We start from the raw sequence: 18847 nt of genomic DNA on the forward strand, positions 1-18847 counted from the left end.
TCCCCGCGGCGCGCCGTCCAGGCCGCCGGCCGACGGGAGGGCGACCGTGCGGTGGAACTCGTGGCCACGCGCGAGGGTGCCGCGTGCGGCGAGCGCCGAGTCGGTGGCCGCCACCGCCTCCCGGTAGCCCAGGGTGAGGCGCGGTGTCATGGCCGCCGTCACCTCGGCCAGCACCCCGCACATCGGCTCGCCGTCCAGCGCGCGGCTCAGGTAGAGCAGTCCGGCGCACTCGGCGACCACCGGAGCGCCGGTGGCCGCGAACGCGCGGACCTGGGCCCGCAGCGCGGCGTTGGCGGCGAGCGCGCCGGCGTGCACCTGCGGGAACCCGCCGCCGATGACCAGCGCCGACGTCCCGTCGGGCAGCGCCTCGTCGGCCGTCGGGTCGAAGCGCACGACCTCGGCGCCGGCGGCCGTGAGCAGCTCGGGCGTCTCCGCGTAGCCGAACGTGAACGCCGGCCCGCCCGCCACCGCGACCACCGGGCGCCCCCCACGTCGCCCGGCCGCGCCCGGCGCCGCCGGCACGAAGCCGCCCGAGGTCTCGGCGGCATCGGATGTCTCGGCGGCGCTCGGGGTCCCTGCCGGATCGGCGAAGCCGATCTGGGAGGTCTGCTGGGAGGTCTGCTGGGGGTCCCAGGGATCGGCCGGGAGGTCGGGCGCGGTCGCGGCGAGCGCGAGCAGCGCGTCGAGGTCGAGGCTGGCGCCGACCGCGTCGCCGAGCTCGGCCACGGCCGCGCGGGCGGGCGCCGCGCGCTCGGCGGCCGGGACCAGACCGAGGTGGCGTGACGGGGTGACGAGGCTGTCGCGCCGGCCGAGGACGCCGAGCACCGGCATGCCGATCTCGGCCATCGCGGCCCGCAGGATCCCGGCGTGCCGCTCGGTGCCGACCTGGTTGAACACGACGCCGCCGATCCGCACCGCGGGGTCGAACGAGCGGAAGCCGTGGACGGTCGCCGCGACCGACCGGCCGGCCGAGCGCGCGTCGACGACGAGGACGACGGGCGCCGCCAGCAGCGTGGCGACGTGCGCCGTCGAGCCGAACCCGGCGTGGGTCGCGTGCCCGTCGAACAGGCCCATGACACCCTCGATGACGGCGACGTCGGCGCGCCGGGGTGTCAGCGCCCCGTGCAGGAACAGCGGCGCGATCCGGTGCTCGCCGACGAGCCACGGGTCGAGGTTGCGCCCCGCCCGGCCGGCGGCCAGGGCGTGGTAGCCCGGGTCGATGTAGTCCGGGCCGACCTTGTGGGGCGAGACGGCCAGCCCACGCGCCCGCAGCGCGGCGAGCAGGCCGGTGACGATGGACGTCTTGCCCGCGCCGCTGGCCGGCGCGGCGAGGACGACCCTCGGGATCCTCACCGCCCGGTCACCACTCGATCCCCCGCTGGCCCTTCTGCCCCGCGTCCATCGGGTGCTTGACCTTGGCCATCTCGACCACCAGGTCGGCCGCCTCGACCAGCCGCGGGTGCGCCCGGCGGCCGGTGATGACGACGTGCTGGAACCCGGGGCGCGCGGTGAGCGTGGCGACGACGTCCTCGACGTCCACCCAGCCCCACTCGATCACGTAGGTGAACTCGTCGAGCACCAGCAGGCCGTAGGTCTGGGCGGCGAGGTCGGCCTTGATCCGTTCCCAGCCCTCGGCGGCGGCCGCGGCATGGTCGTCGAGCGGGCCGCGCTGCGTCCACGACCAGCCGGAGCCCATCTTGAACCAGTCCACCGACGCGCCCTCACCGGTCTGTTCGTGCAGCCGGCCCAGCGCCCGCAGCGCGTTCTCCTCGCCGACCTTCCACTTGGCGCTCTTGACGAACTGGAACACGCCGATCGGCCAGCCCTGGTTCCAGCCGCGCAGCGCCAGCCCGAAGGCGGCCGTCGACTTCCCCTTCATGTCGCCGGTGTGGACGATCACCAGCGGCCGGTTGCGCCGCGCCCGGGTCGTGAGCCCGTCCTCGGGAACGCTCGTGACCTTTCCCTGCGGGGCCATCAGGCGGCGTCCCGCAACGCGCGGACGGTCGCGGCGAGACCGGCGCCCATGGCGGCGCCGTCCGGGCCCGCGGCCGCGGGCCGGCTTCGCCTCCCGCCGGGGGTGCCGGGCCCGGTGCCGCGCCCGGCATCTCCGGCGCCAGGCGCGGCGCCGGTCGCGACCAGGTCTGAGAGCGCGAGCAGCGGGGCGCCGAGCCCGGCGGCGAGCACCCCGGCGAGCCCGAGGCGGATCCGGCCCGTCTCGCAGTCGACGACGATCGCCGCGACCCCGGATCGGGCGAGCAGCCCGGCGGCCGGGCCGGGCTCGGGCCCGGCGGTGTACCGGCCGTCGGTCAGCAGGACGAGCAGCGCTCGGCGGCTCGGGTCGCGCAGCCGCTCCCGGGCGAGGGTGCGGTGCGCGAGCAGCAGGCCCTCGGCCAGCGGCGTACGGCCCCCGGCGGGCAGGCTCGCCAGGCGCGCCGCCGCGACGTCCACCGACGACGTCGGCGGGAGCGCCAGCTGCGCGGCCTCACCGCGGAACGTCACCAGGCCGATCTTGTCGCGGCGCTGGTAGGCGTCGAGCAGGAGCGACAGGACGGCCGCCTTGACCGCGGCCATCCGCGCCCGGGCCGCCATCGAGCCCGAGGCGTCGACGGCGAACAGCACCAGGTTGCCCTCGCGGCCTTCCCGCCTGGCCTCGCGCAGGTCGGCGGAGCTCAGCTTCAGGCCAGGACCGCCGCGGCCGCGGGCCCGCTGGTGCGGCGCCGCCGCCAGCAGCGTCGCGATGACGTGCGGATCGCGCAGCCGGCCGGCCGGAACCTGGGCGCCCACTACCGCGCCCGCGCCGGTGACCGCGCGCGATCGCCTGCCGGGCACGCCCCGGCCGACGCCGGGCACCTCGAGCCGGCGGGCGCGGAACGTGGCCGACGGCGCGACGACACTCCCCGGCGTCTCGGCACCCGCGCCCACCGGAGGCGTGGTCGGAGTCTGATCTGCCCAAGGGCGACCAGCGGCCCCATTACCCGTGGGTGCATCACCCGGCGCGGGTGCGCCGCCGCCGGGACCTCTTCCGCCAGGGCCGGGATCCGGCTCACCACCCGAGCCCCGCCCGCCGGCCTCACCGTCGGGCCCTGCTGCCGCGTCCGCTTCCGGGCCGAGGTCGGCGTCGCAGCCCGAATCCGCATCGCCGCCCGGGCTCGCGTCGTCCAGGCTGCCGGTGTCCAGGTCGCTCACGTCGGGTTCGGCCTCGGCCGGGTCGCCGTCGTCGAGGTGCCGGCGGGCCGCGTCCAGCGCGGCGTCGACCTGGCCCGGGTCCAGGCCGGGCGCGTCGAACGGGTTGCGGCGGCGGCGGTGCGGCAGCGCGAGCGCGGCGGCGGCCCGCACATCCGCCTCGGTGACCTCGGCGCGTCCCTCCCAGGCGGCATGCGCGAGCGCCGCCCGGGCGGTGACCAGGTCCGCGCGCAGCCCGTCGACCTCGAACGCGGCGCAGACCGCCGCGATCCGGGTCAGCTCACGGTCGGGCAGCCGGACGGCCGGCAACGCCGCGCGGGCGGCCGCGATCCGCGCCGACAACTCCCGCTCGACGGCCGCGTAGCGGGCCGCGAACGCCTCGGGTGCCCCGTCGAACGCCAGCCGGCGGCGGACCACCTCGGCCCGCGCCGCCGGCTCCCGCGGCGCCGCGACCTGCACGGTCAGCCCGAAGCGGTCGAGCAGTTGCGGACGCAGCTCGCCCTCCTCAGGGTTCATCGTGCCGACGAGCACGAACCGGGCGTCGTGCCGCACCGACACGCCGTCGCGCTCGACGTGCGCGACGCCGAGCGCGGCCGCGTCGAGCAGCAGGTCGACGAGATGGTCGTGCAGCAGGTTGACCTCGTCGACGTAGAGCACGCCGCGGTGCGCGGCGGCCAGCAGCCCCGGCTCGAACGAGACGACGCCGGACGTCAGCGCCCGCTCGATGTCGATGGAGCCCACCAGCCGGTCCTCGGTCGTGCCCACCGGCAGCTCACACAGCCGGGTTGGCCGGCTGACGGCGGCACGGGCCGGCCCGTGCGATCCGTGCGACGTGTGCGGGCCGTCCGGGCAGTCGGGCGCGGGGCGCTCCGGGTCGCAGGCGAACCGGCAGCCGGACACGACCGCCACCGGCGGCAGCACCGCCGCGAGCGCGCGCACCGCCGTCGACTTGGCCGTGCCCTTCTCGCCCCGGACGAGCACGCCACCTATCTCGGGAGAGATCGCGTTCAGGACGAGGGCGAGCCGGAGGTCGTCCATGCCGACGACCGCGCTGAAGGGGAACAGGGACACGCAGCACCTCGCACCGGCAGGTGTCCGCGCCTGCCACCCGTACGGGCCCGGGAACTGTTGCCCACGGGCGGCGGCCGAGGTGTTCTGGCTCACCGCGGCGCACCGGCCGCGGCTCACAGTGGCGGGACCGCCTCGGCCTTGGCGCCGCGCGCCGCACCGGAGTTCCCCTCATGTCGCCTGGCAGGCATGGTGCCATGGGAGGGCTGCCCGGGGATAGTGACGACCAACACCCCATGGAACCGCTCACCGCCATCAACGCGACGGCATGAGCTGAAGGCATGCACAATCGCCCCTGTGCCAGCCAGCCCCCCGCCCGCCCCGACCGGACCCGTCCCCGCGCCCACCGGACCCGCCGCCGTCGACGCGACCTCCGCGGCGACCTTCGCGGTGACCGTCGTCGGGATCGGTGAGGACGGCTGGGACGGGCTCGGCCAGCCGGCCAGGGAGACGCTCGCCACCGCCGACGTCGTGCTCGGCGGCCCGCGCCAGCTCGCGCTCGTCGCCGGGCGCGTACGCGCGAGCGAGGCCTGGCCCAAGGACCTGGCCGCCGCGGCCGCCGCCCTGCCCGAGACCCACGCCGGGCGGCGGGTAGCCGTGCTCGCCAGCGGCGACCCGATGCACTACGGCGTCGGGGGGACGCTCGTGCGGGCGCTCGGCGCCGAGCACGTGCGGGTGCTGCCCGCGCCGTCGTCGATCTCGCTGGCCTGCGCGCGGCTCGGGTGGCCGGTCGAGGAGGTGACCGTCGTCAGCGCGGTCGGCCGGCCCTACGCGGCCGTCGGCCCCGAGCTGCGCCCCGGCACCCGGGTGCTCGTCCTGACCGGAGACGAGGACGGCGCGGCCCGGGTCGGGCGCCTCGTGGCCGAACGCGGCCTCGACGCCGAGCTCACCGTGCTGGAGCGGCTCGGCGGCTCGCGGGAACGGGTCGGCAGCTACCTCGCTGGCGTCGCCGGCGCCGGCGACGCCGCTGGTTCCGCCGACGCCGCGCCGCCGCGGCCGCCGTCGTCGCACGACCGGCTCGCCATCGTCGCGGTCCGCTGCGGGCCGTACCCCGCGGCCGCGGCGCGGGTGTTGACCGCCCGGGTACCTGGGCTGCCCGACGACGCGTTCGCCACCGACGGCGTGCTCACCAAGCAGGAGGTCCGCGCGGTCACCCTCGCCGCGCTCGCGCCGGCACCCGGCGAGCTGCTCTGGGACGTCGGCGCCGGCAGCGGCGGCATCACGACCGAGTGGCTGCGCGCCGACCGCCGGTGCCGGGCGGTGGCCATCGAGCCGCGGGCCGACCGCGCCGCCCATCTCCGCGCGAACGCCGAGCGCCTCGCTGGCGCCGTCGAGCGGACCGTCGCCGGTGCCCACGCGGCCGCCGCGCCGGACACGTTGCGCGTCGTCGAGGGCCGCGCGCCGGGCGCGCTCGCCGGCCTGCCGACGCCGGACGCCGTGTTCGTCGGCGGCGGGGCCAGCGTCCCTGGCGTGATCGAGGCCTGCCTGGCCGCCCTGGCGCCCGGGGGCCGGATCGTCGCCAACGCGGTCACGATCGAGACGGAGGCGCTGCTCGCCGGCTGGCACCGCCGCGCCGGCGGCCGGCTGCGCCGGATCGCGATCTCCCATGCCGAGCCGGTCGGCTCGTTCACGGCCTTCCGCCCCGCCCTCCCGGTCACCCAGTGGGTCCACACCAACGGAGCGACGCGATGACCGTCCACTTTATCGGCGCGGGACCCGGCGCCGCCGACCTGATCACGCTGCGCGCCCGGGACCTGATCGCGGCGTCCCCCGTCTGCCTGTACGCCGGCAGCCTGGTGGACCCGGCGGTGCTCGCGCACTGCCCGCCGGCCGCGCGGCTCGTCGACACCGCCCCGCTGACCCTCGACGAGATCGTCGGCCACCTCGTCGACGCGCACGCGGCCGGTCTCGACGTCGCCCGGCTGTGCAGCGGCGACCCGTCGGTGTTCAGCGCCGTCGCCGAGCAGATGCGCCGCCTCGACGCCGCAGGCGTGCCCTACGACGTGTGCCCCGGGGTGTCGGCCTACGCCGCCGCGGCCGCCGAGCTACGCCGCGAGCTGACCGTGCCGGGCGTCGCGCAGAGCGTCGTGCTGACCCGCACCAGCGAGAACGCCTCCGCCATGCCCGCCGGGGAGACGCTCGCCGCCCTCGGCGCCGCCCGGGCGACCATGGTGATCCACCTGTCCGTGCAGCGGATCGAGGCGGTGGTCGCCGACCTGCTGCCGGTGTACGGCGCCGATACCCCGGTCGCCGTGGTCGCCTGGGCGTCCCGGCCGGACCAGGTCGTGCTGCGCGGCCGCCTGGAGGACATCGCCGCGGCCGTGCGGGCCGCCGGGGTGCGCCGGGCCGCGGTCATCATCGTCGGCGACGCGCTGGCCGCCGGCGGCTTCCGCGACAGCCACCTGTACTCGGTGGAACGGGACCGCTCGTGCGTGTCCTGATCCTCGGCGGCACCCGCGAGGCCCGCGACCTCGCAGCCGCGCTCGTCGACGCCACGCTCGCCGACGAACTGGGCGTCACGGTCACGACGTCGCTGGCCGGACGGGTGAGCGACCCCGCGCTCCCCGCGGGCGAGACCGTGATCGGTGGCTTCGGCGGGGTCGCGGGCCTGCGCGCGTTCCTGCGCGCCCGCGAGATCGACGTCGTCGTCGACGCGACCCACCCGTTCGCCGCGACGATGTCCGCGCATGCGGTGGACGCGTGCGCCGGCGACGACGGCTCGGCCGAGGGCGGCGCCGTGCCGCTGCTCCGGCTGGCCAGGCCCGGCTGGGCCCGCCGTCCCGGTGACGACTGGCACCGTGTGCCCGCTCTCGCGGCGGCCGCGGAACGGGCCCGGGCGCTGTGCCCGCCCGGCTCGGCCGTCTTCGTCACCACCGGACGCCGCCAGCTCGCGCCCTTCGCGGCCGACGCCGACCGCCACTACGTGATCAGGGCCGTCGATCCGCCCACCGATCTCCTGCCGCCCCGGCACACCGTCCTGCTGGACCGCGGCCCCTACACGGTCGACGGCGAGACCCGGCTGCTGCGCGACCACCGGATCCGCGTGCTCGTCACGAAGGACAGCGGCGGCGACCTCACGGCGGCGAAGCTGGACGCCGCCCGAGCGCTCGGCCTACCGGTCGTCATGGTCGACCGCCCCGCCGTGACCGCCCCGTCCCCACCCACCTGGCCCGACGTGGCCGGCGTCCTCGGCGCCCTACGCGAACTCACCACCGGCTAGCGCCCGCCCCCTTCGAGGGAGCGCCCTCGGCCGACCCGTCGGCGCAGGTGGAATTGGGGTCGACCTGCCAATCCAGACCCCAATTCCACCTGCCACCCGCTGATCTGTTCGCTATTCCGTGCGCAGGGCGGTCGCGGTGCGGGTCCCGGCGGCCCAGGTGGCGGGGAGCAGCGCGCCGGCCGCCGCGATGACCAACCCGCCCAGGGCGAGCCCGGCCACCGTCAGCGGGTCGTACACGTCCACATAGGCGGCCGGCATCCCGGTCGTGATGGCGTCGCCCATCAGCGGCACGACCGCGTGGTGCAGCAGGATCCCGAGCGGCACACCCACCAGGCCGGCGACGGCGCCGATCCCGGCGACCGACGTCACCACCATCGCGACGGTCTGCCGCGGAGCCATGCCGAGCGCCTTGAAGACCCCGAGGTCGTGGACGCGCTCCCGGGTGTCCAGCACCACCGTGTTCAGCACGCCCAGCACGGCGACCACGACGGTCATCAGCGTGAGCGTCGTGATCAGCGAGATCATGGCGATGATCACGGTCGACTGGTCACCGCTGTTCGCCATCGCACCCGCGCCGAGCGGCGCCAGGGCCTCGTCGGCCGCGCGGAGGTAGTCCCCGACGTCGGTCCCGGGTGCCAGGTCGACGCCGAACTCGTGCGGAGTCAGGTCCAGGGCAAGGCCGGCCAGGGACGTCGAGGCCGTGAACAGGCTCGGGGAGTCGTTGGCGTCGAACACCTCGCCGACGATCAGCAGGCTCGCGACGCGCCCGCCGTCGGTGACCGTGGCCCGGTCGCCGACCCGGAGGCCGGCGGCCCGCAGGAACCTGGAGTCGACGACGGCCTCCCCCGGGGCGTCGAGCCAGCGCCCGGAGACCAGGCGCCGGGCCGCCGCCGACGCCTGGCCGGTCAGCGCCGTGACGTCCGCCGCGCCGACCAGGCCGCGCACGGCGAGCTGGGTCTCGGCCACGCCGAAGTACCCCGCGGTCCCCGCCAGGGATTTCAGCGCCGCGGCGACGGCCTCGGTGTCCGCCTGCGCGGTGGCGGGGGGCGTCTCCGCGCCGGCGCCGGGCGGGGCCTCGCCGGGCGTGGGCGGGCCGTTCCCACCGGCGTTCTCATGGATCTCGGACCCGAGGGAGACGACGACGTCGCCCGCCAGGTCGGGGCCGTTCTCCTTCTGGATCAGGGCCAGCGTCGTCCCCAGCCCGACGGCGAAGGTGACGCCGAGCGCGCCCAGGCCGACGGCGGCGGCCATGACCGTCGCCCGCGCCGGCCGGGCGAACGGGTTCGCGAGCCCGAGGCTCACCGGGCGCGGCAGCGGCAGCCGGCCCGTGAGGCGCCGGGCCAGCCGCCCCCGGCCGGTCCGGGGCGCGCGGCCGAGGCTGATCGCCTCCACCGCCGGCAGCCGCCCGGCACGCGAGGCGGAGGCCAGCGCCGCGCCGGCGACGAGGGCGAGCGCCCCGGCCGCGACCGCCACGTCGACCCACAGCGGGATCGTCGGCTTCGGCCCGCCGTTCGCGTCGGACTGGTCCGCGAGGACCGGGACGGCGAGCAGGTTGCCGAACAGCACGCCGAGCCCGACGCCGACCGCGGCCGGCGCCAGCGTCTGGCCGACGTATGCCGCCACCACCTGCCCGGGCGTGAACCCGAGCGACCGGAGCACGCCGATCCGCCAGCGCGCCGCGCCGACCGCGCCGCTGACCACGATCCCGATGATCAGCGCCGACATCGCCAGGCCGAGCCCGCCGAAGGCGGCGACGAACGGCACGTACGCCGCGGTCACGGCGATCGCCACCCGACGGACGTCCAGGTAGGACCGGGTGCCGGTCAGCGCCCCCGCCGGCAGCGCGCCCGCCACGGCGGCCTGCCCGGCGCGGATGTCGGCGTCCGTGCCCGCGGCCGCGAACCGGTAGAGCATCTCGTAGCCGGTCTGGGCGCCCGCCGCGGCCAGTCGTCGCACCTCCGCCGACGCCACCCAGGCGTCCGCGGTCTGGCTGGTCGACCGGGCGATCCCCACCACGGTCAGCTCGCCGCCGCCCGGCAGGTCCTGCACCGTCAGCCTGGTACCGACCGGCAGGAGGATGTCGAGACCGGTCGACAGCACGATCTCGCCGGGCCGGGCTGGCCAGGCCCCCCGGACGAGGTCGACCCGGTCGACGGGGCCGCCGGGGTCGTCCCGGCCGACGACGGCCAGCGGCGGCAGGCCCATCGGGCCGGGGCCCGAGCCGCCAGCCCCGGGGCCGCCCGGACCGCTGGTCACACGCGTGCTCACCGTCGCCGTCGGGAACGGCCCGGCGGCGGCCGTGACGCCCGCGAGCCGGGCGGTGGCCGCGAGCTGGGCCGGCGTCGCCTTCGCCGCGTCGGCCTCCGCCGTCAGGTGCGCGCCGCGCTGCTGGGCGAAGGCCCGGTCGAACGGCGCATGCGACCCGACCAGCAACCCGGTGGCGAGCAGCGACGCCGTGACGGCCGTCAGGACGGTCAGCACGAGCACCGCGGTCTGCGCGCGGCGCCGGCCGAGGCCGCCGAGCGTCACCCGCCGGGTGGCGGCGGCCGCGCCGGTCCCGATCCTCATCGGGTCATCTCCGCGTCCCGGGCAACCGCGCCGTCGACCAGCTCGACCGTCCGGGTCGCGCACGCGTCCGCGAGCGCTCCGTCGTGGGTCACCAGCAGGATCGTCAGGCCGTCCCGGCTCAGGTCGGCGAGGAGCGCCTGGACGTCCCGGCCCGACGCCCGGTCGAGGGCACCGGTCGGCTCGTCGGCCAGCAGCACCGCCGGTTGGTTCATCAGCGCGCGGGCGACGGCGACCCGCTGACGCTCCCCGCCGGACAGCCGGCCGGGGTAGGCGCCGGCGTGCCGGCCGACGCCCAGGTAGTCCAGCAGGTCCGCGGCCCGCCGGCGGGCCTCGGCCCGGCCGATCCGGGCGAGCTGGGCGGGCAGCAGGACGTTGTCGAGGACGGTGAGGTCGTCGAGCAGGTTGAAGAACTGGAAGACCATGCCGACGCGGGCCCGCCGGTACCGGGCGGACGCCGTCTCGCTCATCCGGTCGACCCGGTGACCGCCGACGGTGACGCTGCCCGACGTCGGCCGGTCCAGCCCCGCGATCATGTTGAGCAGGGTCGACTTGCCACTGCCCGACGGCCCGACGATCGCGACCGCCTCGCCGGCGCGCACCGTCAGCGACACGTCCACGAGCGCGTGCGCGCCACCGCCGTAGGTCTTGGTCACCCCCTGAATCTCGACGACAGGCTGGCCGGCCGCGGCCGGCCAGCCGGCGCGGTCCGCGGCGCCGGCGGCCGGGCCGCCCGGTACCGAGTTGTTGCGTGTGGTCACGTCCGTCGTCCTCCGCGGTCTGGGGTGGTGATCCCGACGGCACGGACGCTAGGAGCGGACCGGGCGGGGCCGCGTCGGCCGCGATGGCCAGATGGGCTCGCCCAACGGGGCGATCGGAGGCGCGGGTCATCCCAGCGATGTACGCGGTCGATGTAGGCCGCGGCGCACGCACCCGCGCGGGACGGACGCCGGCCCGCCGCAGCCTTGTCACACTAGGACCGTGATCTCGGCGACGGCGACGGCGACGGCGACGGCGGACCCCGGGGCCGCCCGGCGGCGCTCCCTCGGCCCGTGGCGGCGGGTCCGCGCGTACTGGCTGGGCCCGGGTCTGGCTCCGGGGCCGCGCCCGGCGGTGCGCGGCCAGCTCGCGCGGCTGTCGCCCTGGGCGTGGACCGCGGACGCGATCCTCGCGTTCGTCCTGGTCGCCCTGACGCTGGTGGCAGCGCGCGACGGCGGCAGCCTGGTGGTACCGCGGATCGCGATCGGGGCGTCGGACGCACCAGCGCCGCCCGACGCCCCGGCCCGCGCCCCGGCCCCACCGGCCCAGCCCCCCGCGCTGGGCGACGCACCGGACTGGGCGGGCACGAATCCCGGCGGCCTGGGCGACGCGCCGGACCCCGCCGAGCCCGCCGACCCGGCCGACCGGCCGGACCGCGGCGACCTGGCCGGCTTCCCGTCCGACGCCGACGGCCTCCTCACGGCACGGCGGCTCGCCGACCGCTCGCCGGAGCCGGTTCCCTACTGGCAGCTGGTCGCCGCGGTACTGATCGCGTTGCCGCTGGCCGGGCGCCGCTGGCGGCCACTCGCCGCCTACTGGGCAGTGCTCGTCGCCACCGTCGTGTTCCACCGCGGCGTCCTCGTCGAGGACGCCGTGCCGTTCACGTTCGTCGCGCTGCTGGTCGCGGCCTATGGGGCCGCGGTCTACAGCCCGCACCGGGCGCTCGCGGCGGCGAGCGTCGTGGTCGGCGGCGTGCAGGTGATCGCGTTTCCGAACGAGAACATCCCCGACTTCCGGCCCGTCTACGTGCCGTTCATCATGCTGGTCCTCGTCGGCCTGACCGCGAACGCGCTCCACCTGCGCCAGCAGCGTGCGCTGGTCGTCGCCGCGGAGCAGGAGGCGGCCAGCCAGCGGGCGGTGGAGCAGGAGCGGGCCCGGATCGCGCGGGAGCTCCATGACGTCGTCACCCACAACGTCAGCGTGATGGTCATCCAGGCAGGCGCGGCCCGCAAGGTGTTGTCGGCGTCGCCGGACCAGGCGCGCGAGGCGATGCTCGCCGTCGAGAGCAGCGGCCGCGCGGCCATGACCGAGCTGCGCCACGTCATGGGACTGCTCACGATGCCCGACACCTGCGCGGCGGACAGCGCGCCGGACGGCGCCGCGGCAGGTCCGGGCGCCGGCGACGCGTCCGCGCCGGACGAGCCGACGGACGACGAGCTCGCGCCGCAGCCCGGCCTGAGCCAGCTGCCGGCGCTGGTCGACCGCGTCCGGGCGGCCGGAGTCGACGTCGAGCTGACCATGACCGGGACGCCGGTGGAGCTGTCGCCGGGGATCGACCTGGCAGCCTTCCGGGTGGTGCAGGAGGGGTTGACCAACGCCGTCCGGCACGCCGCCGGCGCCCGCGTCCGGATCGCCGTCGACCACGGTCCCGGCGCGCTGTGCGTCGATGTCACCGACAGCGGCGGGCGCCCCGCCGCGGTGGCCGGCCCCGGTGGCGGCGCCGGTCTGGTCGGCCTGCGCGAGCGGCTCGCCGTCTACGGCGGCTCGTTGCGGGCCGGCCGGCGCCCGCTCGGCGGGTTCGGCGTCCGCGCCGAGATCCCGATCGAGGCCGGGCCGGGCAGGGCCGACGGTGGGCTGGCCCTCGGTGGCGGCCCGGGCACGCCGGAGTCTGGGCCGGCCAGGGTGTGGGACGGGTCAGCGTGAGCGAACACGGACCGGTGGACGAGCGCTACCGCGGCGTCGATGGCGGGTTCCCCGACGAGGGCGGCCACGCCGACGGGCGCGGCCACGCCGACGGGCGCGACGCCATGGCCGGCGAGGACGGCCACGCCGGCGGTCCCCATCTCGGGGCGGGAGCGGGAGCGGGCGTCGCGTCGCCGGGGCCGCCGCGGGTGGTGATCGCCGACGACCAGGCACTCGTCCGCGCCGGCTTCCGGATGATCCTCACCGCCGACGGGATCGACGTGGTCGCCGAGGCGGCCGACGGGGCGCGCGCCGTCGAGGCGGTCCGCCGGACCCGGCCGGACGTCGTGCTGATGGACATCCGGATGCCCGAGATGGACGGCCTGGAGGCCGCCCGGCGCATCCTCGCCGGCGGGGACACCACCCCGCGCGTCATCATGCTGACGACCTTCGACCTCGACCGGTACGTCTACGCCGCGCTGACCGCTGGCGCCAGCGGCTTCCTGCTCAAGGACGTGACGCCCGAGCAGCTCGTCGCCGCCGTCCGGCTGGTGCGCGCCGGCGACGCGCTGCTCGCCCCGACGATCACCCGCCGCCTCGTCGAGCGGTTCGCGTCCCCCGGCACCCAGGCGGCCGCGATCCACCGCGACCTGGCCACGCTCACCCCGCGCGAGCTGGAGGTGTTCCGACTCCTCGCGACCGGGCGGAGCAACGCCGAGCTCGCCGCCACCTTCCAGCTCAGCGAGGCGACGGTGAAGACCCACGTCGCCCGCATCCTGTCCAAGCTTCGGCTGCGCGACCGTGCCCAGGCCGTCGTCGTCGCCTACGAGACGGGCCTCGTCACGCCTGGCTCAGGGGGCGCGGCGGCCCGCCCCTCCACGCTCTAGAAGTCGCCGGCGGCCTGGCGCATCTCGTTGAGGAGGGCTACGAGGGTGTCGATGCCGCCGTCGGGTAGGCCGGGCTCCGCGAAGACCGTGTCGTTGAGCTTCTCGGTGGCGGCGAGGGCGGTCGCCCGGCCCTCCTCGGTGATCTCGGCGAGGATCGCGCGCCGGTCGGTCGGGTGCGGGGTGCGGCGCACGTGGCCGCGGGCCTCGAGCCGGTCGACGGCACTGGTGACGCTGGTCGGGTGGACCTGGAGGCGGACCCCGATCCGGTTGAGCGGGAGCGAGCCGCTGCGGCTGAACATCAGCAGCATCAGCACCTCGTAACGGGCGAACGTCAGCTCGAACGGCCGCAGCACCTCGTCGACGCGGGCCAGCACGATCTGCTGGGCACGCATCAGCGAGGTGACGGCGGCCATCCCGTCGGCGGCCTCCGCCCAGCCGTGCGCGGACCACTGCCGTCGCGCCTCGGCGATCGGGTCGAAGGGAAGGGGCTTGCGCGGCGGCACGATACTGCGCTCCGGCGGGTGCTGGCGCCGACGGGAGCCGCCGTCGACGCGGGTCTCGGCCCTGTGGTCACGGGAGTGGTGTTCATTGCATCCCACGTCCGGACGTCAAGGCAAAACGACGCCACCGCGCGCGACGCGGCTGACGCCATACCTTACCCACCGGTACGGCCGAACCTACCCACCGGTACCACGCATCGCGCCCGCCAGCCCGGCTACCGGCCCCGACCTCCGCGAGGGCTAGACATTGCGGCGGTACTGGCCGCCGACCTCGAAGAACCCCTCCGTGATCTGGCCGAGCGAGCAGACCCGGACGGCGTCCATCAGCGCGGCGAACGTGTTGCCACCCGAGGCGGCGACGTCCCGCAGCCGGCGCAGCGCCTCCTGCGACTCGTCGCGGTGCCGGTTGTGGAAGTCCGCGAGCCGGTCGAGCTGGGACTTCTTCTCGACCTCCGTGGCCCGGGCGAGTTCCAGAGTGGTGACCGTGTCGTCCGAGCTCTCCGGGGCGAGGAAGGTGTTGACGCCGACGATGGGGAGCGAGCCGTCGTGCTTGCGGTGCTCGTAGAGCATCGACTCGTCCTGGATCCGCCCGCGCTGGTAGCCGGTCTCCATCGCGCCGAGCACGCCGGCGCGCTCGGAGATCCGCTCGAACTCGGCGAGCACCGCCTCCTCGACCAGGTCCGTGAGCTCCTCGATGATGTACGACCCCTGCAGCGGGTTCTCGTTGCCGGCCAGGCCCCATTCCTTGTCGATGATCATCTGGATGGCCAGTGCGCGGCGGACGGACTGCTCGGTCGGGGTCGTCACCGCCTCGTCGTAGGCGTTGGTGTGCAGGCTGTTGCAGTTGTCGTAGATCGCGCACAGCGCCTGCAGCGTCGTCCGGATGTCGTTGAAGTTCATCTCCTGCGCGTGCAGGGACCGGCCGGACGTCTGGACGTGGTACTTCAGCTTCTGCGAGCGCTCGCCGGCGCCGTATCGTTCGCGCATCGCGACGGCCCAGATTCGCCGGGCGACCCGGCCGATCACGTTGTACTCGGCGTCCATGCCGTTGGAGAAGAAGAACGACAGGTTCGGCGCGAAGTCATCGATCTTCATGCCGCGGGCGAGATAGGCCTCGACGTAGGTGAAGCCGTTGGCAAGCGTGAACGCGAGCTGGCTGATCGGGTTGGCCCCGGCCTCGGCGATGTGGTAGCCGGAGATCGAGACCGAGTAGAAGTTGCGGACCGCGTTCTGGATGAACCATTCCTGCACGTCGGCCATGCAGCGCAGGGCGAACTCGGTGGAGAAGATGCAGGTGTTCTGGCCCTGGTCCTCCTTGAGGATGTCGGCCTGCACGGTGCCGCGCACGGTCGACAGCGCCTTGGCTCGGATCGCCGCGCCCTCGTCGGCCGACGGCTCGCGGCCGTTCTCAGCCGCGAACTTGGCCAACTGCTGATCAACCGCGGCATTCAGGAACATCGCGAGGATCGCGGGCGCCGGACCGTTGATCGTCATGGAGACGCTCGTCGTCGGCGAACAAAGATCGAAGCCGTCGTAGAGCGCCTTCATGTCATCGAGTGTCGCGATCGACACGCCCGAGGTGCCGACCTTGCCGTAGATGTCCGGGCGCGTCTCCGGGTCCCGACCGTAGAGCGTGACGGAGTCGAAGGCGGTCGAGAGCCGGGTCGCGGCCGCACCTTCCGACAGGAAGTGGAACCGCCGGTTGGTCCGGAAGGCGTCGCCCTCGCCGGCGAACATCCGCGCCGGCGCCTCACCGGCCCGCTTGAACGGGAAGACGCCTGCGGTGAACGGGAACAGCCCCGGCAGGTTCTCCCGGCGCAGGAACCGCACCAGGCGACCATCGTCGTCGATCTTCGGGACGGCCACCCTCGGAACCTTGGTGCCCGACAGCGTCGTCCGGGTCAGCGGCGTCCGGATCTCGTTGTCCCGCACCCGGTAGACCATCTCGTCGCCGGTACGTTCGGCGACGAGTGCCGGCCAGGACTCGAGCAGCTTGCGCGTCTCCGGTTCGAGCGCGGCGTCGGCCTCGTGATGCAGCGCGGCAACGGCGGCCGTCGCCGAGGTGGGCGCGCCGGCCGGGATATCCGAGCGCGCCTCGGCCTCCTCGAGTGCCTCCAGCGCGGTGGTGAGGTGCTGCCGCCGACGGGCGGCCGCTACCTGCTGCTCGGTCCTGGCGTGGTAGCCGCGGACACTCTCGGCCACCTCCGCGAGGTAGCGCACCCGCGCCGGCGGAACGACGGTCGTCAGACCGCTGGAGGCGCGCACAGTGACGACGGGCAGCGTTCCAGGCCCGAGGGCCAGGCCGCGCTCGCCGAGCAGGCCCTTGAGCTCCTGGTAGAGCCTGGTAACGCCGTCGTCGTTGAAACGAGCCGCCGAGGTGCCGAAGACCGGCATTTCCTCCCAGGGAGTGCCGAACGCTTCCCGGTTGCGGACCATCTGCCGGGCGACATCGCGACGAGCATCCTCGGCACCGCGCCGTTCGAACTTGTTGATGGCGACGACGGCCGCGAAGTCCAGCATGTCGATCTTCTCAAGCTGGGAGGCAGCACCGTATTCCGGCGTCATCACATAGAGGGAGACGTCGCAATACGGCACGATGGCCGCGTCTCCCTGCCCGATGCCGGGAGTCTCGACAATGACCAGGTCAAAGCCGGCAACCTGGGTGGCTGCGATGATCTCGGCGAGATGTTCGGGGACCTCCGCGCCGGCAGTCCTGGTCGCGAGTGAGCGGAAGTAGACCGGGCCGCCAGGCGCCGTGTCGCCGAGGGAGTTCATCCGGATCCGGTCGCCGAGGAGCGCTCCACCGCCACGTCGGCGGGTCGGGTCGACGGCGATTACCGCGATCCGCAGCTTGTCCTCCTGGTCGAGGCGAAGCCTGCGGATCAGTTCGTCGGTCAGCGATGACTTACCGGAGCCACCGGTCCCGGTGATGCCGAGCACGGGGACCGTCCGGTCAGCGGCGGCCGCCTGGACGGCCTGCGCGAACTCAGGGAAGCGGCCTGTCTCGAGGACGGAGATCGACCGAGCCAGCGCCGTCTCGTCACCCGCGAGCAGCGCGTCGAGGGAGGGCGCCTCGACCGCGAGGTCCCGGTCGCTCTCCTGCAGCGTAACGTTGATCATCGCGGGAAGGCCGAGCCGCTGCCCGTCCGCCGGCGAGAAGATCCGCGCGACTCCACGCGCGTGCAGCAGCTCGATCTCTTCTGGAACGATGACGCCGCCCCCGCCGCCGTACACCCGGATGTGGCCTGCGCCCCGCTCACGGAGCCGCTCAACCAGGTAGCTGAAGTACTCGACGTGTCCGCCCTGGTAGGAGGACACATAGACGGCGTTGACGTCTTCCTGCACTGCGGCCGTTACCACCTGCTCGACGCCACGGTCATGGCCAAGGTGGATCACCTCGGCACCCTGGGCCTGCAGCAACCGCCGCATGATGTTGATCGCAGCGTCGTGCCCGTCGAACAGCGAGCCGGCGGTGACGGCCCGGAAGGGGTAGACCGGCTTGTGGAGGGCTGAGGTTGCACCCATCGCATGCACTCCTGAGAGACGGCCCCTGTGTCCAACGGGGTGGCGGCGTAGCTCGGTCTCCCGATAGTAGGACGTCCATCTATCTGGTGCCAGTGGACCCGCGGTCGGCCAACCGACTGTGACGCAGTCGATTCCGAAGCCGAGCCGGCCGCCGGTCCGTGTGCCTCGTACCGCGCGCCTCGGACCGCGGAACGCATACCGCGGCTCGCGAGATGTGACGCGCGAACTCCGGCAGTCCAGAGAACTCGGGCGATCCGGAGAACTCAGGCGATCCGGAGGCCGATAGCGGTGCCTTCGGGCACCTCAAGCAATGTCACGACGCCGTCCGGGTCCACAGCGCCAAGCACGAGGCACTCACTGCGTACCGGCCCGATCTGCCTGACGCCAAGGTTGATGGCGGCGATGGCCAGGCGGCCGAGCAGCTCCGCTCGCGGGTAGTTCGTCACCTGGGCGCTGGTCGTGAGCGCACCGATCGTGGGACCAAAGTCGATCGTCAGCCGCCAGGCCGGTCTCCGCGCGGTCGGGAAGTCCCGAACCTCGACGATTCGGCCAACTCGCAGGTCGAGCCTGGCGAAGTCCGCGGGAGCCACGTCGGGAAGCCTCCCAGGACTCTCCTGGACCCCCACACCGTCATCCGCGCCATCTGTGGCCATCGTGCGCAACCCTTCCATCACCAGAACGGAGATCCGGGCACGCCAGCGGGCGCCGGTTCTCACACCTGGCCGGCGATCACCGCGCCTCGGGGCCGTGCCTCAACCCATGATCCCGGCTGGCTATGGCGCGCCGCGGAACGCGGAGATCACGAGCGCGCCGCGGAACGCGGAGATCACGAGCGCGCCGCGGAACGCGGAGATCACGAGCGCGCCGCGGAACGCGGAGATCACGAGCGCGCCGCGGAACGCGGAGATCACGAGCGCGCCGCGGAACGCGGAGATCACGAGCGCGCCGCGGAACGCGGAGATCACGAGCGCGCCGCGGAACGCGGAGATCACGAGCGCGCCGCGGAACGCGGAGATCACGAGCGCGCCGCGGAACGCGGAGATCACGAGCGCGCCGCGGAACGCGGAGATCACGAGCGCGCCGCGGAACGCGGAGATCACGAGCGCGCCGCGGAACGCGGTCAGGCGCTGAGCGCCCTCCGCTCCCTGGCCGCTGGCGGGTCTGCGTCGCCGCTCCGCCCGACACCCGCCGCCCGTGGTGAGGGGGGCGGGATGTCTGGAACGGGATATGCGGCTGGC

Annotated in this window: 14 protein-coding genes; 5 read left to right on the plus strand and 9 right to left on the minus strand. The window is 75.1% G+C overall.

The features are described 5' to 3' along the window. The 3 genes from FRCN3DRAFT_RS47800 to FRCN3DRAFT_RS0235565 form a co-directional block, all read right to left on the minus strand. On the minus strand, positions 1-1353 hold a 1353-nt coding region (locus tag FRCN3DRAFT_RS47800; protein WP_051467400.1), incomplete at its 3' end, for a cobyrinic acid a,c-diamide synthase CobB. Between the two features lie 7 nt (positions 1354-1360). Further along, entirely contained in the window at positions 1361-1975 is a 615-nt protein-coding gene (cobO, locus tag FRCN3DRAFT_RS0235560; protein ID WP_007520709.1) for a cob(I)yrinic acid a,c-diamide adenosyltransferase, read from the minus strand. After that, positions 1975-4254: a VWA domain-containing protein gene (locus tag FRCN3DRAFT_RS0235565; RefSeq protein ID WP_027141237.1), complete on the minus strand. Its 2280-nt coding sequence runs from the start codon at positions 4252-4254 to the stop codon at positions 1975-1977. Before FRCN3DRAFT_RS0235565 ends, cobO begins: the two co-directional genes overlap by 1 nt. Positions 4255-4548: 294 nt before the next feature. Between FRCN3DRAFT_RS0235565 and FRCN3DRAFT_RS0235570 the strand changes: the two genes are divergently transcribed. The 3 genes from FRCN3DRAFT_RS0235570 to FRCN3DRAFT_RS0235580 are packed head-to-tail and all read left to right on the plus strand — an operon-like array spanning position 4549 to position 7471. Then, a complete protein-coding gene (locus FRCN3DRAFT_RS0235570; protein WP_007519487.1) occupies positions 4549-5943 on the plus strand; it encodes a bifunctional cobalt-precorrin-7 (C(5))-methyltransferase/cobalt-precorrin-6B (C(15))-methyltransferase in 1395 nt (464 codons plus the stop codon). Further along, on the plus strand, positions 5940-6692 hold the full coding sequence (gene cobM, locus FRCN3DRAFT_RS0235575; RefSeq protein ID WP_007519485.1) for a precorrin-4 C(11)-methyltransferase: 753 nt from the start codon (positions 5940-5942) through the stop codon (positions 6690-6692). The genes FRCN3DRAFT_RS0235570 and cobM overlap by 4 nt, the downstream gene beginning before the upstream one ends. Beyond that, positions 6680-7471: a cobalt-precorrin-6A reductase gene (locus FRCN3DRAFT_RS0235580; protein WP_007519484.1), complete on the plus strand. Its 792-nt coding sequence runs from the start codon at positions 6680-6682 to the stop codon at positions 7469-7471. The genes cobM and FRCN3DRAFT_RS0235580 overlap by 13 nt, the downstream gene beginning before the upstream one ends. A gap of 111 nt (positions 7472-7582) precedes the next feature. Here the strand turns inward: FRCN3DRAFT_RS0235580 and FRCN3DRAFT_RS0235585 are convergent, their stop codons facing one another. Further along, entirely contained in the window at positions 7583-10039 is a 2457-nt protein-coding gene (locus FRCN3DRAFT_RS0235585; protein WP_007519482.1) for an ABC transporter permease, read from the minus strand. Next, positions 10036-10797 (minus strand): ABC transporter ATP-binding protein, encoded by a 762-nt coding sequence (locus tag FRCN3DRAFT_RS0235590; RefSeq protein WP_007519480.1) that lies wholly within the window; start codon positions 10795-10797, stop codon positions 10036-10038. The genes FRCN3DRAFT_RS0235585 and FRCN3DRAFT_RS0235590 overlap by 4 nt, the downstream gene beginning before the upstream one ends. A 220-nt stretch (positions 10798-11017) precedes the next feature. Here FRCN3DRAFT_RS0235590 and FRCN3DRAFT_RS47805 point away from each other — a divergent pair, with 220 nt between their 5' ends. Both FRCN3DRAFT_RS47805 and FRCN3DRAFT_RS47810 read left to right on the plus strand, forming a co-directional pair. After that, a complete protein-coding gene (locus FRCN3DRAFT_RS47805) occupies positions 11018-12718 on the plus strand; it encodes a sensor histidine kinase (RefSeq protein ID WP_007519478.1) in 1701 nt (566 codons plus the stop codon). A gap of 188 nt (positions 12719-12906) precedes the next feature. Then, positions 12907-13584 carry a response regulator gene (locus tag FRCN3DRAFT_RS47810; protein WP_035931377.1) on the plus strand — a complete coding sequence of 226 codons (678 nt, stop codon included), beginning with the start codon at positions 12907-12909 and terminating at the stop codon, positions 13582-13584. On the opposite strand, the gene FRCN3DRAFT_RS0235605 is transcribed toward FRCN3DRAFT_RS47810, so the two are convergent. The 4 genes from FRCN3DRAFT_RS0235605 to FRCN3DRAFT_RS54515 form a co-directional block, all read right to left on the minus strand. Then, a complete protein-coding gene (locus FRCN3DRAFT_RS0235605) occupies positions 13581-14087 on the minus strand; it encodes a MarR family winged helix-turn-helix transcriptional regulator (RefSeq protein WP_007519475.1) in 507 nt (168 codons plus the stop codon). The two genes, FRCN3DRAFT_RS47810 and FRCN3DRAFT_RS0235605, sit on opposite strands and share 4 nt — an antisense overlap. 237 nt (positions 14088-14324) lie before the next feature. After that, the gene (icmF, locus tag FRCN3DRAFT_RS0235610) at positions 14325-17609 is read right to left on the minus strand and encodes a fused isobutyryl-CoA mutase/GTPase IcmF (RefSeq protein ID WP_007519474.1); all 3285 of its coding nucleotides are present in this window, start codon (positions 17607-17609) and stop codon (positions 14325-14327) included. 263 nt (positions 17610-17872) lie between these two features. Then, entirely contained in the window at positions 17873-18199 is a 327-nt protein-coding gene (locus FRCN3DRAFT_RS0235615; protein WP_007519473.1) for a tRNA-binding protein, read from the minus strand. A gap of 183 nt (positions 18200-18382) precedes the next feature. Further along, a partial coding sequence (locus FRCN3DRAFT_RS54515; protein ID WP_232794350.1) for a hypothetical protein occupies positions 18383-18847 on the minus strand: 465 nt, incomplete at its 5' end.

The organism is Pseudofrankia saprophytica (assembly GCF_000235425.2).
Taxonomy (GTDB): domain Bacteria; phylum Actinomycetota; class Actinomycetes; order Frankiales; family Frankiaceae; genus Pseudofrankia; species Pseudofrankia saprophytica.

What these genes read in the sequence shown, in the direction of transcription:
- cobM (WP_007519485.1), top strand. Translation starts at nt 5,940, where the DNA reads ATGACCGTCCACTTTATCGGCGCGGGACCCGGCGCCGCCGACCTGATC.
- cobO (WP_007520709.1), bottom strand. Translation starts at nt 1,975, where the DNA reads ATGGCCCCGCAGGGAAAGGTCACGAGCGTTCCCGAGGACGGGCTCACG.
- FRCN3DRAFT_RS0235585 (WP_007519482.1), bottom strand. Translation starts at nt 10,039, where the DNA reads ATGAGGATCGGGACCGGCGCGGCCGCCGCCACCCGGCGGGTGACGCTC.
- icmF (WP_007519474.1), bottom strand. Translation starts at nt 17,609, where the DNA reads ATGGGTGCAACCTCAGCCCTCCACAAGCCGGTCTACCCCTTCCGGGCC.